General features: G+C 37.2%; 16 protein-coding genes. 9 read left to right on the forward strand and 7 right to left on the reverse strand.

Features of this window, described 5'->3' with window-relative positions:
* From PXG98_RS04480 to PXG98_RS04490, 3 genes are read right to left on the reverse strand one after another with little or no spacing between them, the layout of a single operon-like run.
* Nucleotides 1–1164 (reverse strand): efflux RND transporter periplasmic adaptor subunit, encoded by a 1164-nt coding sequence (locus PXG98_RS04480; protein ID WP_276389211.1) that lies wholly within the window; start codon nt 1162–1164, stop codon nt 1–3.
* A gap of 22 nt (nt 1165–1186) precedes the next feature.
* A complete protein-coding gene (locus PXG98_RS04485; RefSeq protein ID WP_276389212.1) occupies nt 1187–2521 on the reverse strand; it encodes a TolC family protein in 1335 nt (444 codons plus the stop codon).
* Complete coding sequence (locus PXG98_RS04490) at nt 2522–3127, reverse strand: TetR/AcrR family transcriptional regulator (RefSeq protein ID WP_276389213.1); 606 nt, start codon at nt 3125–3127, stop codon at nt 2522–2524.
* A gap of 164 nt (nt 3128–3291) precedes the next feature.
* Between PXG98_RS04490 and PXG98_RS04495 the strand changes: the two genes are divergently transcribed.
* The gene (locus tag PXG98_RS04495; RefSeq protein WP_276389259.1) at nt 3292–4266 is read left to right on the forward strand and encodes a polyprenyl synthetase family protein; all 975 of its coding nucleotides are present in this window, start codon (nt 3292–3294) and stop codon (nt 4264–4266) included.
* On the opposite strand, the gene PXG98_RS04500 is transcribed toward PXG98_RS04495, so the two are convergent.
* Entirely contained in the window at nt 4263–5408 is a 1146-nt protein-coding gene (locus PXG98_RS04500; protein WP_276389214.1) for a lycopene cyclase family protein, read from the reverse strand. The genes PXG98_RS04495 and PXG98_RS04500 overlap by 4 nt on opposite strands.
* A 45-nt stretch (nt 5409–5453) precedes the next feature.
* Nucleotides 5454–7748 carry a TonB-dependent receptor gene (locus PXG98_RS04505; protein WP_276389215.1) on the reverse strand — a complete coding sequence of 765 codons (2295 nt, stop codon included), beginning with the start codon at nt 7746–7748 and terminating at the stop codon, nt 5454–5456.
* 82 nt (nt 7749–7830) lie between these two features.
* On the opposite strand from PXG98_RS04505, the gene PXG98_RS04510 reads away from it, so the two are divergent.
* Together PXG98_RS04510 and PXG98_RS04515 are read left to right on the forward strand one after the other, a co-directional pair.
* On the forward strand, nt 7831–8484 hold the full coding sequence (locus tag PXG98_RS04510) for a metal-dependent transcriptional regulator (protein ID WP_276389216.1): 654 nt from the start codon (nt 7831–7833) through the stop codon (nt 8482–8484).
* 5 nt (nt 8485–8489) lie between these two features.
* Complete coding sequence (locus PXG98_RS04515) at nt 8490–9305, forward strand: ZIP family metal transporter (protein ID WP_276389217.1); 816 nt, start codon at nt 8490–8492, stop codon at nt 9303–9305.
* Nucleotides 9306–9456: 151 nt separating this feature from the next.
* Here PXG98_RS04515 and ppk2 (PXG98_RS04520) read toward each other — a convergent pair whose 3' ends face one another.
* Both ppk2 (PXG98_RS04520) and ppk2 (PXG98_RS04525) read right to left on the reverse strand, forming a co-directional pair.
* Nucleotides 9457–10260 (reverse strand): polyphosphate kinase 2, encoded by an 804-nt coding sequence (gene ppk2, locus PXG98_RS04520; protein WP_276389218.1) that lies wholly within the window; start codon nt 10258–10260, stop codon nt 9457–9459.
* A 2-nt stretch (nt 10261–10262) separates the two neighbouring features.
* Complete coding sequence (gene ppk2 / locus PXG98_RS04525; protein ID WP_276389219.1) at nt 10263–11108, reverse strand: polyphosphate kinase 2; 846 nt, start codon at nt 11106–11108, stop codon at nt 10263–10265.
* 192 nt (nt 11109–11300) lie between these two features.
* On the opposite strand from ppk2 (PXG98_RS04525), the gene PXG98_RS04530 reads away from it, so the two are divergent.
* The 6 genes from PXG98_RS04530 (at nt 11301) to PXG98_RS04555 (ending at nt 16420) form a co-directional block, all read left to right on the forward strand.
* Nucleotides 11301–13334, forward strand: a complete 2034-nt coding sequence (locus PXG98_RS04530; protein WP_276389220.1) for a S9 family peptidase — start codon at nt 11301–11303, stop codon at nt 13332–13334.
* A gap of 13 nt (nt 13335–13347) precedes the next feature.
* On the forward strand, nt 13348–13785 hold the full coding sequence (locus PXG98_RS04535; RefSeq protein ID WP_276389221.1) for a hypothetical protein: 438 nt from the start codon (nt 13348–13350) through the stop codon (nt 13783–13785).
* 37 nt (nt 13786–13822) lie between these two features.
* A complete protein-coding gene (locus PXG98_RS04540; protein ID WP_276389222.1) occupies nt 13823–14230 on the forward strand; it encodes a DUF2141 domain-containing protein in 408 nt (135 codons plus the stop codon).
* Nucleotides 14231–14547: 317 nt separating this feature from the next.
* On the forward strand, nt 14548–15129 hold the full coding sequence (locus PXG98_RS04545) for a TetR/AcrR family transcriptional regulator (RefSeq protein ID WP_276389223.1): 582 nt from the start codon (nt 14548–14550) through the stop codon (nt 15127–15129).
* Between the two features lie 48 nt (nt 15130–15177).
* Entirely contained in the window at nt 15178–15927 is a 750-nt protein-coding gene (locus PXG98_RS04550; RefSeq protein WP_276389224.1) for an SDR family oxidoreductase, read from the forward strand.
* A gap of 100 nt (nt 15928–16027) precedes the next feature.
* Nucleotides 16028–16420, forward strand: a complete 393-nt coding sequence (locus PXG98_RS04555) for a DUF423 domain-containing protein (RefSeq protein ID WP_276389225.1) — start codon at nt 16028–16030, stop codon at nt 16418–16420.
* Nucleotides 16421–16422: the final 2 nt, after the last annotated feature.

Raw genomic sequence — 16422 nt, forward strand, 5'->3', positions numbered from 1 at the left:
TTATATTATTTTAACTTCCTGATTTTCTTTTACATTTCTTGCACCTTCTTTAATCACTTCATCGCCAAGCGTTATTCCATCAATAACTTCAACTAAATCTCCCTGTGTCTGACCCGTTAGAATCGTTTGTTTTTTTACCGTAGTAGTATTGGAATCTTCCTTATTGATTATATAGACATATTGTTGCCCATTTGCATTCTCTGAGATTACACTTTGTGGAATTAGTATAGCTTGGTTATTGCTGTAATCATTGATTTGTACTCTTGCGGTAAGATTGGGTTTTATATTCCTTTTTTCATTGGGAACAGCAACTTCTACCTGAAAAGATCTATTGGTAGGATTAATGAAATTTCCGGTTTGCCTTACTTTAGAATTTATTGTATCCCTGAGTACAGGAAAATACACTTTTACATCCTTCCCAACAGTAACTCCGTTGATATAGTTTTCCGGAACATCTACGGCGATATACATATTGGAAAGATTAATAATTCTAAAAACAGCCATGCCATTTGCCGGAGAAACAACTGTACCTTGGTCCTGTATTACATCGTCTATTATTCCTGAAAACGGAGCTCTAATATTAGATTTAGCAAGTTGGCTTTCTGCTTGGGCCACGGAGCTTCGAATTGCTTCGTAATTCGTTTGGGCTTGAAGAAATTGAATCTCAGATCCAATTTTCTGATCCCAGAGTCTTTTTTGTCTTTCAAAAGTAGTCTTGGCTAAGGCTTCCTGGGTTTTCAATTGGGTTAATTGACTGCTCATACCTCCGTCATCAATGGTAGCAAGAAGTTGACCTTTCTTTACACTTTGCCCCTCTTTCACATAAACTTTTTGCAGGGTGCCGTTCATCTCGGGATAGATTAAAACATTCTGTTTCGTCATTACATTCCCTTGCAACTCTAGAAAGTGGTTAAAAGGCTGTGCTTCTACTTTTAAAGTGGTGACTAAGGCTAGTTTAGAGTCTTTGTTCCCAGCCCGGAGAACTGAATCAAGAGTCCTTATTTCCTTTGTCAATTCCCGGTGTCTTTCCGTTAATTCCTCTTTTTTGCTTTTAACCTTCTCAAGGTTCCCTTCAGCAATTACGGCTTCTACAGAGGTGTCAGACCCATCTCCACAGGAGGCCAGTATCAGAATAAGAAGGCTGGTTAAAACTATATTTTTCATTTGTTCTGTTTTTTGTTGGATGTTAATTGTTAAGCACTGTTTCCAATGCAGTTTTTTTGTTGATTACTTCTACCATAGAATCAAGAAAGTCTCCTTGAGCGCTATAAAGTTGCTCTTGTGCCTGACGCAGTTCAAAACTGGTAGCAAGTCCTTCGAAATATTTTGTTTCATTTTTCTTTTCAATTCTTTCGGCTAAGTTGAGGTTGCTTTTTGCGGTTTCATAACCTTCTATGGAAAAGATATAGTCACTTTTGGCACGTTCAAGTTGTAGTCTTATTTGTTCTTCAGTTTCCGTTAACTGGGTTTTGGCCTGATCGTAGGCAATTTTAGCTCTTTGCGTAGTGGCACTTCTATTTAAGGAGCTAAAAATTGGAATTTTCAAATCGAAGCCAAGGGTTGACGCAGGATACCAGTCCTGTCCACTCTCAAAAAAAGAAAATGTATTACTAAAACTAGATGCACCGTAATTTACAAAGGCATTAAGAGTTGGTAAGCCTCTACTTTTAGCTAGTTTAAGTTCGTAATAACGCTGTTCATTTAGATTGGCAACAATTTTATAATCCACATTGTTCTCCATGGAAAAGTCCGATTCTAAAAGATTAAAATCTATTTGCTTTAGGGTTAAATCGTCAAGGTTTTCTAACAGTATTGTCTTGTTTTCAATGGGGAGTCCCATTAATAAGTTTAAGGTTTGCAGGGTTATTTCTTCAAAGCGGATAGAGTTCCGTAAAGCATTATCTATGGATGCAAGAGTTATCTGCAATTGTTCAACGCTCTCCTCGTCTCCAAGTCCATTCTCAAATAGTTTTTCTGTTTCAAAAAGGTTTTTCTCTAAGGTGGCCTTATTCTTTTCTAAAATGGCAACAGTTTCATTTGATAAGAGGACATTTCCATAAGCCTCAATGACCGACTGCCTAACATCTAGATCGGTCTTTTCTTTAAAATTTTGACTGTATCTAAGGAAGGCCTCTGTTGCCTGAACCCCAACAATATAGGAGCCATCAAAAATCTGTTGTCTGAGCGTTGCAAAAGCATTTACGGTGTTTTGCTGTCCAAAAACTACTGGAATAAAAGATCCTGGAGGGCCTCCAGTAATTTCACTGGGAATCAGGGTTACAGGCTGCTTTAGCTGATTTTGATAGCCTACTGTACCGTCAATTTGTGGTAAACCAGTAGCAATTGTTTCCCATTTCTGCTTTTCTGCATCCAGAATCTCCCTGTCTGCATTTATGACGCTATAGTTGTGTTCTAAGGCATAGGCTATAGCCTGATCCAGAGTAAAACTGCTTGTTTCCTCCTGAGCGTTGCCAAGATAGGCGTTAAGCAATACTAAAATAACTAATGATAAAATTCTCATTTAATCCTGATTTGAATTGATGATTTGGTTAAGAAGTTTTCTTCCTTTTGGCGTTACGATTCCTCTAAGATGATATTCAAGATAATCATCCATAAGCTCCCAAACGGGGAAGTCTTTTTCAGGAAAAAGACGATTATCTTTGATACTTGTAACGCCAGAGAAATAGATTTTTGCGACAAAACCAATATTTAAATTTTCTCTGTATATCTTAAGCTTTATACCTTTTTCTACATTTCGCAACACACATTCGTACATTATTTGGTATTGCTTTTTGTGAAGGGTATTATACACTTTGGGGTAATATTTTTGAAGCTGGTATTGAGGTGATGTTTTCTCATTCTTGAGGTGCTCCATCAACATCTTTTTAATTTCATAAAGCTCTAGAATCGGATTTTTATTAAGAGCACAAATCTCATTTATGCCGCAGGAAACGGCATGAAATACGTACATAGTCGCCGCTTCCACCAACTTGGTTTTATTCTCGAAATGAGAGTAAATAGTCTTCTTAGAAACGCCCATTTCACGAGCAATATCGTCCATAGTCACGCTCTTAAATCCAAGATCTAAAAACAGGTCAGAGGCTTTTATAAGTATTTCTTGTTTCATAATTTGGAAGACAAATATATACAAGGAAACTTTAAATACTACAAAAGTTTCCAAAGTTTTACAATAATTTAACACAGCTCCTACCCAGTTAATTATTTCCTAACAAGTGGTTTAAATAGTTACATGGTTACTATCATTTAATGTATTTTTGAAAAAAATTCATGATGCAAGATTTGCTGTTCTTTAGAGACGCTTTTAATGGATACCTAAAGGAATCCTTGAGCGCAAGGGAACCATTAAACCTTTACGAGCCTATTGTATACATTATGGAATTGGGAGGAAAAAGGCTGCGCCCTGTTTTAACCCTTATGGCGACTCATGCCTTTGATGGGGACTATAAAAAAGCCTTAAATGCGGCCTTGGCTATAGAGGTCTTCCATAATTTTTCTTTAGTTCATGACGATATAATGGATGAAGCACCTATTAGACGAAGCTCACCTACGGTTCATGAAAAGTGGGATGTAAATACAGGTATACTATCTGGAGATGTTATGTTGATTAATGCCTATCAATATTTTGAAAATTATGAGAATGATACCTTCAAGGCATTAATAAAACTCTTTAGTAAGACTGCCATAGAAGTGTGCGAAGGCCAGCAGTACGATATGGACTTTGAGGAGAGGGATGACGTAACAGAAGAGGAGTATATTAAGATGATCACTTATAAAACAGCTGTATTGGTTGCGGCAGCATTAAAAATGGGCGCAATGATAGCAGGTGCTTCCCTAAAATCTCAGGAACTGATTTATGATTTTGGGCTTAATTTGGGTATTGCTTTTCAATTGCAGGATGATTTTCTTGACGCCTTTGGGGATCCGGATAACTTTGGCAAGCAGGTTGGAGGAGATATTATTGAGAATAAAAAGACTTTTCTTTATTTACAGTCATTAAAGATGGGCACTCAGGAACAGGTTACCGACCTGGTGGATCTTTTTTCCATTAAGCCTGTACAGCCCTTGGATAAAATCAAGACGGTAAAGGACATTTACGAGAAAAGTGGCGCGACGGAGGCTATAAAAAGAGAAATTGAAAAATACACACACCTTGCTTTTGAGTCTCTGAAATTGTTAGATGTCCCTTCTGAAAAAGTAGCTCCCCTTCAAGAGTTTGGATTAAAACTAATGCAAAGAGAAGTTTAAAGTATTCTCTGAAAAAGGGCTTTTATAAAATAGGAGCTGGGACAACTGGAAATAACCTTCAAATCTTCTGATAGACTTGTCTCTTCATCTAGGAATTTAAGCAGTATTTGTGGACTACAATTCTTAAAAAGAGACTCAAAGATTATGCTTCCTGCCGCATTGTTTTTATAGAGAATGTCTAGTAGTAAAAGATCATAAAACCAATATTTGTCTTTCCCGCTAAAGGTGTCTAAAGGCTTATTCACTTTTAAAAAAGAAATGAGTTCTTTGGTTTTTTTTTGTGTTTTTTTGAAGGTATACCCGGTACTAGCCTTTGCCCAACCCCCAGCTAGTCCAATATGTAGAATGTTCTGTGAGTTTTGGCTGTTGAAATCATAGCTTGTCATAGGAATATTTCCTTTTTCTTTTTCAAGTAGTTCATAAGAATCACAGCCGAGAACTTCAGTAATATACTGTTTTATGGCCAATTCGTATTCTTCTTTTTCCAAGGTTTTGGCAGAAAAAAGAGTATATTCTATGAGCCCTTCGGTATCACTAAATGGGAGAATATAAATAAAGCGCGTATTTCCCTTTTGTGGAATAGAAAAATCCATAAAAGTTGGGGATTGCGAATTAAAAATGGGCTTTTTACTTCTTATAACCCATCCTACAAAATGTTGCTGTATTAAAGGGTATTTGGTTTGATTTTTTACAAAAGAGACATCAAAAATACTATTAAACACTTTTTTTGCTTTGAGCGTCGCAGTGTCTATTTCTACTTCAACCAGATTCTGTTGCTCTGTAATATTTAATACCGTGCCCAGCTGAAAACTAATATTGGGATAGGCTTGGATTTTTTCTAGCATGAAGGTGTAGAAATCGCTTCCTTTTAACATTTTATAGGCATAAGGAGTTATTTCTTTATCCAGAGAGAAGTCTTTTGCTAAAAATTGGATGCGTTTCCAGTTTTTAAAAAGAATACTGTCAAATTCCCCTTCTCCTTTTTCCCAGAAACACCATGTACGGTCATTCTCCTCCTTTTTATCCTTGTCAATAAGAAGAATTTTCTTGGTTTTAAAAAAGGAGTCTTTACCCAACGAATTGGCAAGCATCAATCCCGCGGCACCGGCACCTACTATTATATAATCGAAATCTGTATTCACGTAAACTAAATATCAAATGTACAAATAAGAATTTTGGAATTGGTTTTAATCTATTCTATAACGAAGGCCTAAAAACCCTCTAATTCCTTGATTTGGCGCATAGACATAGGATGGATCAAAGGTTAGGGCATAAGGATTATCAGGAGTTTGCACTGCATTTCCAGCATTGTCGAATACCACGTTTTTATCAAAGGGGTCTTCGGCCCGGGCAATAATAAATGGGTTGCCCCTGTTAGGTGTCCAGTTTAATAAGTTTTTTACACCTCCATAAATTTCAAAGTCACCGATGCCTGAATAAGTAAACTGTATATTTTGTATGCTCCAAAGGGGAGAAAATTCTTTTCTAGGATCCAATTCACCAAGTAAAGGAAGTCTCATTGGGCCATATAAATTTCCTGTATAGTCTATAGACAAATTCATGCTTCTAATCGCATATGAAATACTCCATGTTCCCGAGTAGCTCTCGGTAAGAATTTGTCTTTGAGTAATGCCATCTCGGGTATTACTGACATCCATAAGTGTACCCCCAACAATCATTTTTAAGCCATTGGCAAAGGCAAAATCAAGGTTAAGACTTAGGCCTTTGGAAATAGCGTTACCATCTAGATTCCTATAAATAATTTGATTTGGATTGGTGTCATAGTCTGGTAAAATAGCGTTGCTAAAATAGGTGTAAAATGCAGAGGCATCCAATGCAATAAAATTCCCGCCGTCGCTATAAATTTTCTTCAGATAATTAAGATTAAAGTTTACGGACTGTTCCGGTTCTAAATCTTCAGCAATAATTACATCTCTTGCTCCGGTCAATGCGGCATGCTCTTCTGTAAATAAGTTCACCACTCGAAAACCTGTTCCTGCATTAAAGCGAAGGATGTCATTGTCATTAAACTTCCATCGGTAGGCAAGCCTAGGAGTAAATATGGCGCCATGCCTTTTATCATAATCATATCGCAGACCGGTAAGTAGGGAATGTTTTTTAGAGAAAATCCATTCGTCTTGGATAAATAGACTAGGAATCCATACCTCGTCTATAAAGTTGCCTCCATTGTTACCGGTTGCTGTTGTATTATCATCATAATAGGTATATCTCAATGCGCTTCCCAAAAGCAAGTCGTGCCTGCCCAAAGGTTTGTTCCAGGTTAACTGTGCAAAACCTATTCTTTGATCAGCCAAATAAGGAGTATCCCCGTAAACAGAATTTTGGCTGTGATCGTTATAAGAAGCAGAAAACAATACATTCTCTTCAATTGGGAGTTGATACTTCCCTAAAAATTCCCATCTTCTTGTATATATACTCTCACCATATATTTCATCCGTACCTCGAAATTCTGGTGTCCACTGCATTTCGCCTCCCCATCGATCTTCATAAAAGAATCTTCCTGCTATGGATAATAGCTTATTGCTGGGTCTTCTTAAGGTCCATTTTTGAAAAAGAGATACCCTATCCTGAATTGTAAGATCTGTAAAATTATCTCCATTATTGTCGATGGGATTATCGTATCTAAAATAATTAAGACCTAAAAGTAAATTGGTGCTCTCACCAATGTTAATATGAGACCCCAAATCTAGGTTATATTCTCCCCATCCGCTTAAGAAACTATCGAGACTTAAGGTCGGCGCCTCCAGGGTGTTCTTAGTTATAATATTAATAAGACCTCCAACAGCCTCGCTTCCGTATAAAGTAGAGGCAGGTCCTTTTATTATTTCTACCTGTTCAATTAGAGAATTGGGTATCCCAGAAAGGCCATATACAGTACCCAGGCCACTCACAATTGGCATGCCGTCAATAAGAACCAGAGTATATGGCCCTTCAAGGCCATTAATATGAATATCTCCCGTATTACACACATTGCAATTGATCTGAGGTCTAACCCCATTTATGTTTTGTAAGGCTTCAAAAATACTTGCAGTAGGATTTTTTTTGAAGAAAGTAGGTTTATAGACTTCTACAGGGACAGGACTTTCCAATCTTTTTATTGGTTTTAAAGTCCCAGTGACTACTGTCTCATCTAATTGCTCCATAGAGGGAATAAGAATTAGCTCTAGTGCCAGTACTTTTCCTTTTTGAACCACAATTTCTTTATTCAACTCCATATACCCAAGAGAAGAAATGTTTAGAGTATATGTCCCTTCAGGTATACCTTCTATCACAAACCGACCATCTTTATCAGAGGTTGTACCAATTCCTCCTGGAAAAATCTGCACATGAGCCAGAGGAAGTGGATTGCCATTAGCCTTAACTACCCCCTTTACTGCTGAATCTTGGGCAAAAGCATAGGTGTTCCAGAAAATAAGGAAAAGTAGCAATATGCAAAAGGGTTTGTTTAAGAAGGATGCCATTGTGCAAAGCTAAATATAAATTTAGACAAATCTAAAAATATGTTTTTATAAATAAAAATGTATTTTTGCATAAATACTTTTCATGACTTATTCTGAAGAGAACTATATTAAAGCAATTTTCCATTTAGGGATAGATGGGGTGAAGGCCGTAAGTACAAATTCTGTGGCAGAGCAGATGTCCACCAAGCCATCTTCCGTGACCGATATGATGAAGAAATTATCGGAAAAGGGCTTGGTTAACTATAAAAAATACCGAGGAGTATCTTTAACAGAAAAAGGAAGGATATTGGCACTCTCTATAGTGAGAAAACATCGGTTGTGGGAGGTTTTTTTGGTTCAGAAGTTAGATTTTAGCTGGGACGAGGTACACGAGGTTGCTGAGCAATTAGAACATATTAATAGCGATAAATTAATTGATAAACTAGATGAGCTCTTGAATTTCCCAGAATATGATCCGCATGGAGATCCTATTCCGGCAAAGAACGGGCAGATTAAGAAACGCGATAAGGAGTTATTGAGTCAGATGGAGATAAACTCTGCAAGCATCTGTGTTGGGGTAAAAGATTCCTCTGTTGCCTTCTTAAGGTTTTTGGATAAGAATAAAATTGCTTTGGGAAATACCATAAGGGTTATGGAGATAGAAGAATTTGATAACTCCTTACATGTATTAATAGAGGATAGACCTATGCATTTATCGCAACTAATTGCATCCAATTTATATGTTAAAAAAATATAGGTAATATGGAAAATGTGATTGCTTATTTTGAAAGTATTAATCCAATTTTAGCGGCTCTATATGCCACCTTATTTACCTGGTTTCTTACGGCCATGGGAGCCGCACTGGTTTTTTTATTTAAGACGATGAACCGGGCTGTATTAGATGGGATGCTTGGATTTACAGGAGGTGTAATGGTCGCAGCCAGTTTTTGGAGTTTATTGGCACCCGGAATAGAAATGAGTCCGGGGGAGGGATTTGTTAAAGTGATTCCTGCAGCGGTAGGCTTCCTTTTAGGGGCGCTTTTTATCTATGGCTTGGATAAGGTTTTGCCCCATTTGCATATTAATTTTAAAGAAAGTGAAGGGATAAAAACACCCTGGCATAAAACAACTTTACTTACACTTGCCATTACCCTGCATAATATTCCTGAGGGTCTGGCTGTTGGCGTTTTGTTTGGAGGCGTTGCTGCTGGCTTTGAAGGAGCAAACATTGGTGGAGCTGTTGCTTTAGCCCTTGGGATTGGATTACAGAATTTTCCTGAAGGTTTCGCAGTGGCTATGCCACTTAGACGACAAGGATTATCCAGACTTAAGAGTTTTACTTACGGACAGGCGTCGGCAATGGTAGAACCAATTGCTGCCGTATTAGGGGCATGGGCGGTTCTGACATTTCAGCCAATTCTTCCTTATGCTCTTTCCTTTGCTGCAGGAGCAATGATTTTTGTGGTAGTAGAAGAAGTTATTCCTGAGACCCAACAAGATAAGTATACAGATATTGCAACCATGGGATTTATTGGCGGGTTTATTATCATGATGACATTAGATGTTGGTTTGGGCTAAGCTTCGTAAAAGCTTATTCTCCGAAAATTTCAAAGGCACCTTTTGACAGATAAACACTGTTTTCTACGCTTACCTTATGGGATGTAACTGCCTTAAGGGGAATGAATGATTCTCCTGATTTTATTTTTGCACTCAAAATTGTGGGAAATGGTTATTCAGACTCTAAATCCTCATAGGGAATAGTGTCAATAACATATTTTAGAGCTTCTATTCTTGCCTCTGATTTTTTATCTGCCTCAATGATAACCCAAGGCGATTCTTTTAAATTAGTACTCTCAAACATTTTTAATTTAAAGGAAGTATAATCGTCCCATAATTCCTGGGCTCTTAAATCTACCGCAGTCATTTTCCATTTCTTAAGAGGATTAGATCGGATTTCTTTAAACCTATTGGCTTGTTCTTCCTTAGTAATGGAGAAATAAAATTTAATTAAATAGGTGTCTGCGTCCATTATCATCCTTTCAAAACTATTAACCTGTTTCATGAAATTTTGATATTGGTATTTGGTACAAAACCCATTTACCGGCTCAACCACGGCTCTATTGTACCAGCTTCGATCAAAGAATACTATTTCTCCTGGTTTGGGTAGTTTATTAACGTACCGCTGAAAATACCATTGACCGCTCTCTTCTACCGTAGGTTTTGGGAGGGCAACAATTCTATATTGTCTGGGATTGATATGAGCGGTAATTCGTCTAATAGCTCCACCTTTTCCAGCAGCATCCCTGCCTTCAAAGAGGATGACTATCTTTTTGTTTTTTTCTATTACCCAGTTCTGAAGTTTAACTAATTCTGTTTGTAGCCTTATAAACTCCTTTTCGTATCGCGTTAGGCGAAGCGCCTTATCAATATTGAGTTTTTTTTCTAAAAACAGATTCTTTAAGCCTTGTTTGGAATTAAGTAAATCGAGGTCTTCTTCTGAAAGGATTTTGGTATGTTTGGTTATTTCGGACATGCTTAAATATCAATTTGCTGAATATGTCGGTAATATCTCAGAATTATGTTAGGATCTGGGAGAATAGAGGTTTTGTGATTTGTTTTTCTCCCATAATCAAATTTTGATAATACGTATCGTATACTTTCTAAACGGGCAGTTTTCTTATCATTGGCTTTAACGATTATCCATGGACTAAAAGTAGTATGCGTTTTAGAAAACATTTGTTCTTTGAAATACGTATACTTGTCCCAGAGGGCTTGTCCCTTCTTATCTACAGGACTAAATTTCCATTTTTTTAGTGGATTTCTTAGTCGACTTTCAATTCTTTTTTTCTGTTCTTTTTTAGAAATAGAAAACCAAAACTTTATTAGTAGTATACCATCTTCGTATAGCATGTGCTCAAATCCGGGGACTTGAACCATGAATTGTTCGTAATCTTTTTTAGTACAGAATCCCATTACCGGTTCCACTACAGCTCTATTATACCAGCTCCGATCAAAAAAAACAATTTCTCCAGGGTTTGGCAGCTCTTTTATATAGCGGCGAAAGTACCATTGTCCACTTTCCACTTCCGTGGGTTTTGAAAGCGCAACGACTCGCATTGTCCGTGGGTTTAAATGCTGGGTAAATCTTTTAATACTTCCTCCTTTCCCAGCGGCATCTCTTCCTTCAAAAATAACAGCAACTCTAAGCTTATTTTTGGTTACCCATTGTTGAAGGTTTACTAATTCAATTTGAAGTAGTCGCAGTTCTTCCTCATATTGAATAGTTTTTAGTGTCTTGGAGATATCAATTTGGTTTTCAGCTGCAAGGGCAACTAAATCTTTTCTTTTTTGTGCCTTCAGAAAATTTTCGGAGGTAAACATAAGCCTGGGCAATTAATTATAAGATTCCTGCCAATCAAATTAGCAGCTAAAAGTTAAAGGTAATAATTTTCAAAGAGTGGAGCTTTTAATCTAAAGTAGAAAATGTATCAAGCAGACAATAGAGCCGACCGAATTGTTGGATTCTATTGGCTTAATGTGTAAGTTTAAAAACTTATTCTAAATGTTAATAATATGAATTTTAAACACCTTCTAATTGCGTTTTTCATAGCCGGAGTCACGTGCCTTAGTTTTGGCCAAAAAAAAGAATTTAACTATTTAGATGTCTTTGCTTTAAAGTATGTTTCGGACCCGCAAATATCACCCAATGGCTCTTGGGTGGTATATAGAAATATGGGATTTGATGTGATGAGGGATAAGGCGAAAGGTAACCTTTGGTTAATTAGTTCGGATGGGAAAACGCATCAGAAACTAACCCAGGGGGAGGCTAATGAGCTAAGTCCTAGTTGGTCACCCTCAGGAGATAGAATAGCATATATAAGAGCAACAGAGGAAGGTTCCGAGATTTATGTTTATTGGTTCGATACAGGGAGAACAGCAAGGATATCTCAGCTGCCGTTTACACCAAGTTCTCTCAGTTGGTCTCCAAGCGGAAATCAGTTAGCCTTTACCATGTTTGTTAGCGAGGCACCACCAGTATTGGCAAAAATGCCTAAAAAACCTAAAGGAGCTACTTGGGCTGCACCACCAAGAATTACCAATAGGCTTTACCATGAAAAAGATGGCAGTGGTTATATTCCTGATGGGTATAAGCATATTTTTATTATTTCTTCTGAAGGAGGAGCGCCAATTCAAATAACCAAGGATAGCTTTCAACATAGTGGAAAACTCAGTTGGTCTAAGGACGGAAGTAGTATTTACTTTTCAGCCAACCGAAATGAGAATTGGGAATACGATTTTAGAAATAGTGATATATATGTGGTAAATATTTTTTCAGGAACTGTTTCTAAGGTAGTGGAGACAAATGGTCCTGCGCGTATGCCTTCTGTTTCACCAGACGGAAAACATATTGCTTATTTAGGTTATGAAGATAAGGTACAGGCGTATCAGGTCACGGACTTATATCTCCATACAATAGGCGAATCTGGAATGCGCGCTATCACGGAAGACTTTGATAGGAGTATTAAGTCGTTTCAATGGGATGCTAAGGGGAGTGGTTTTTATGTTTCCTATGACGATAAGGGAAATTCCAAGATTGCCCATATCAACTTGTCCGGAAAGATAACGGAATTGGCAAAGGACATGGGTGGCACCTCTCTAGGACGTCCTTATGCCGGAGGTTCATTTAGTGTTTCAAAATCCAATATAATCGCCTACAATAAGAGTACCCCCAAGCATCCAGCGGATTTGGTTGTTCTAGAGACGAAGAATAAAGAATTAAGACAGCTCACCTCATTAAATAAGACTCTTTTTGACCATAGAATTCTGGGAGAGGTTGAAGAAATATGGTATGAATCGTCTATAGATAAAAGAAAGATACAGGCCTGGGTAGTGTATCCACCTCATTACGATAAGAATAAAAAGTATCCCTTATTGGTTGAAAATCATGGAGGTCCTATTTTAAATTATGGGGACAGATTTTCTGCGGAAATGCAATTGTACGCAGCCGCAGGATATATCGTCCTTTATCCCAATGCCAGAGGCAGTACTAGTTATGGAGAAGAATTTGGAAATTTACTTTACAACAATTATCCAGGGGAAGATTACAATGATGTTATGGATGGCGTGGACTGGTGTATACAGATGGGAATTGCACATGAGGACAAACTATTTGTAACTGGTGGAAGTGCTGGCGGAATTATGACGGCATGGATTATTGGTAAAAATAATCGTTTTGAAGCCGCTGTAGTTGCCAAACCTGTTATGAATTGGATAAGTAAAACCTTAGTTGCGGACAATTATTTTAGATATGCCAATTCCAGGTATCCCGGACAGCCTTGGCAAAATTTTGAAGGGTATTGGAAATTTTCTCCATTATCTCTCGTTGGTAATATAAATACACCGACCATGGTCATGGTTGGTATGGATGACTTAAGGACTCCTCCAAGTGAAGCTAAGCAATTGTATCATGCCTTAAAATTACGAGAAATAGAAACCGTATTAGTTGAAATTCCCAACGCAAGTCACGGCATAGCCAACAAGCCTAGTAACTTAATTACAAAAATAGCACATACCTTGGCATGGTTTGAAAAGTATAATACAAAATAGAACTTGATTAATTATGAGGAAACAAAAACGTCATTGGGTATGGAGTATACTTTTACTTTTTACTCTTGTCGTATGTTTTTTTTCACTTCTTGCTCACTATAAGAATTGGGTTTGGGAGGAAGAGAATTCTTTTAATGTATTGTCCGGAGTATATTACAAGAACCTGCCATTTAATAGCATCAATGAAATAGAATGGGTTAAGAAGATACCCTCCTTGGAGCGCAGTAGTGGTTTTTCGGCTTGGTCTAAAGAGAAAGGGGTTTTTATAGATTCATTAAAACCTGAAAATACTGTCTATGTCTATGTAGATAACCTTGAGCACAGAAAATTAAGACTTCGTTACCAAGATTCACTTTTACTTTTTATAAATTTGGCAGATTCTTTAGAAACCATCCAATTGTATGAGTATTTAGACTCTAAGATTTCGGGAAGTCTTGATAATAAAAATTAAATAATTGAGTTCATATTAATAGTCCATAATTTGCCCTATGAAAAAACTTGCTTTTCTCTTACTAGTACTTCCCTTTTTTGCCATTTCACAGCATAAACTTACCATAGAAGTTGTTGGGGTAGAACACAGTAATGGTTCAATTTTGGTGGCGGTTTACGACAGTTCCGACAGCTTTTTAGATTCCGACAAGATGTTTTCCGGAGGTATGAATAGTGCATCTGAGGGAGCCACCATAGTTACTATTGAAGATTTACCAGAAGGGGAATATGCTCTGGCCATTTTTCACGATGAAAATGACAATGAGGTTCTAGACACTAATTTTATAGGAATCCCTAAAGAGCCGATCTCTTTTTCCCTTGGTAAAATGAAAACCTTTGGACCCCCACCCTATAAAGAGTGTTCCTTTAAAGTAGAGGAGGATACTGAGATTAAAGTAGAACTATAATATTGAGCTTTTTGGTTAGTCAATTTCTCCCTTAAGAGCCCCTTGAATCATAAAAAGAAGTATCGGGTCCGTAATCCTTCTATCTTTTTAATAAAGATACTTATAACATACTTCAAAACGCTTTATTGTGAATAGCCAAAATATATTCACTTAGGGTATTACTGCTCTTGGGTGGTGAATCGGGAGAGGGTTTTCTTGATTTAGTATAGAAAAGCAACAAAATAGTAAATGGCCATATTCTAAGAAAATTCTAAAAAGGATGTTAAAAATAATTTTGAAACGAACGTTTTATAATATATTTGTTGGGCATAAACGATATGGCAAGATTACAAGAGTATAATAAAGAAGAAGTTTTAAAAGCCGCGACAGAGGTATATTGGGCTAAAGGTTATCATGGAACCTCTATGCAAGACTTAGTCGAGGCTACTGGCTTAAACAGGTCAAGTATATATAATTCCTTTGACTCCAAACTAAACCTGTACCTGCAAACACTTAAGTTTTATCAGAAAGAAAGTGGCAGTTTATTTCAAAAGGCACTTTTGAAGGCAAATAACCCTTTAGAGGCAGTGCAGTTTATTTTCGAAATATTTCTTCCCATAATAGCAAATGAAGGCTTAAATAAGGGATGCTATGTTATGAGCTGTAAGACGGAACTGGGTAAACAAGAAGGGAAAATTCAGGACTGGTTACTCAATAATCAAGAAAATTCCATAAATATCTTTAGAGATCTTGTTTTAGAAGGCCAAAAGCTTGGAAATATAAATACCAAACAAAGTGCAGATTCCTATGCCTATTATTTGTTTTCAGCCTTTCAGGGATTTCGGATGACAGGAATTTTAATTAATGATAAGTTAGTTTTAAAGGAAATAATAAAGAATACAATAGAAGTAATTAAATAATTTTTTTAATCACATTTGGAACGAACATTCCAAAATAAAACAATAACAATGGATAGATTTAAAGACAAGGTAGTAGTAATTTCAGGAGGAAATTCGGGAATAGGATTTGCAACGTTGCAAAGTTTTCTCAGAGAAGGAGCCAAAGTAGTATTTTCGGGAAGAAGACAGGAGGCACTGGATGAGGTCTCAGCAAATCTTAAAGGAACCTTTAGCACTGTTTTGGCCGATCAGACAAAATTAGAAGACAATAAAAGATTGATTGAGACTGCTGTAGCAGCTTATGGGAAAATAGATGTTCTTTTTGTAAATGCCGGAGTGGCGTATTTTGCTCCTGCAGAAAGTATAGATGAAAATCATTTCGATTCTCAGTTCAACACCAACATTAAGGGGCCAGCCTTCTTGGTAAAGTACGCTATCCCAAACTTAAATGATGGGGCATCTATAATATTTAATACCTCGATAGTACATCAAAAAGGTTTTGAAGGGGCGGCGATTTACAGTGCTACTAAGGGAGCGCTTAGAGCTTATGCAAGGGTACTCACTACAGAATTGGCACCTAGAAAAATACGGGTAAATTCTATAGCCCCGGGACCAATAGCAACACCAATCTATAATAAGATGGGAATGTCAGAGGAGACTGTCTCCGTAATGGGGGAGGGTTTTGCCGCTGCTAATCCTCTGAAACGTTTTGGTGAGGATAATGAGATTGCAGAGACAGTTGTTTTTCTTGCCTCACCCGAAGCCAGTTATGTAAACGGTATTGAATTGGCCGTAGACGGGGGATTGAGTCAGGTATAATAGTCTCAAAATATCTTTAAGCCCATCCATAATTATGAATGGGCTTTTTTTGTGTTCTAATATTAGCAAAGTATCTTTCCGATTTAAGCGAGTATATAATATGGAGACAATATTGATTATGCAGATAATGGCCTCTTTTTATGGCCTGTCTGCAGTTATTATAGGAGCTTTTGGAGCCCATGTATTAAAAAAGCATTTTAACGAAGGGCAACTGGGAAGTTATGAGACAGCAGTGAAGTACCAGATGTATCATGCTCTATTACTTCTGATATTAAGTTTTAACCTCGGTTTTACAAAAAGACTAGAAGTTTATATGGCGCACTTTTTAATTTGGGGAACCTTTCTTTTTTCTTTTAGTATTTACGGATTAATACTAAGCGGCTTAAAAGGAAGAAAATGGAAGTTTTTGGGGCCTATTACCCCACTTGGCGGCCTATTTTTGGTAATTGGCTGGGTCTTATTGTTGTTTAGCGTGCTGGGAAATTTTATTTAAGG

This window comes from Eudoraea chungangensis (assembly GCF_029360665.1).
In the GTDB taxonomy this organism is placed as follows: Bacteria; Bacteroidota; Bacteroidia; order Flavobacteriales; family Flavobacteriaceae; genus Eudoraea; species Eudoraea chungangensis.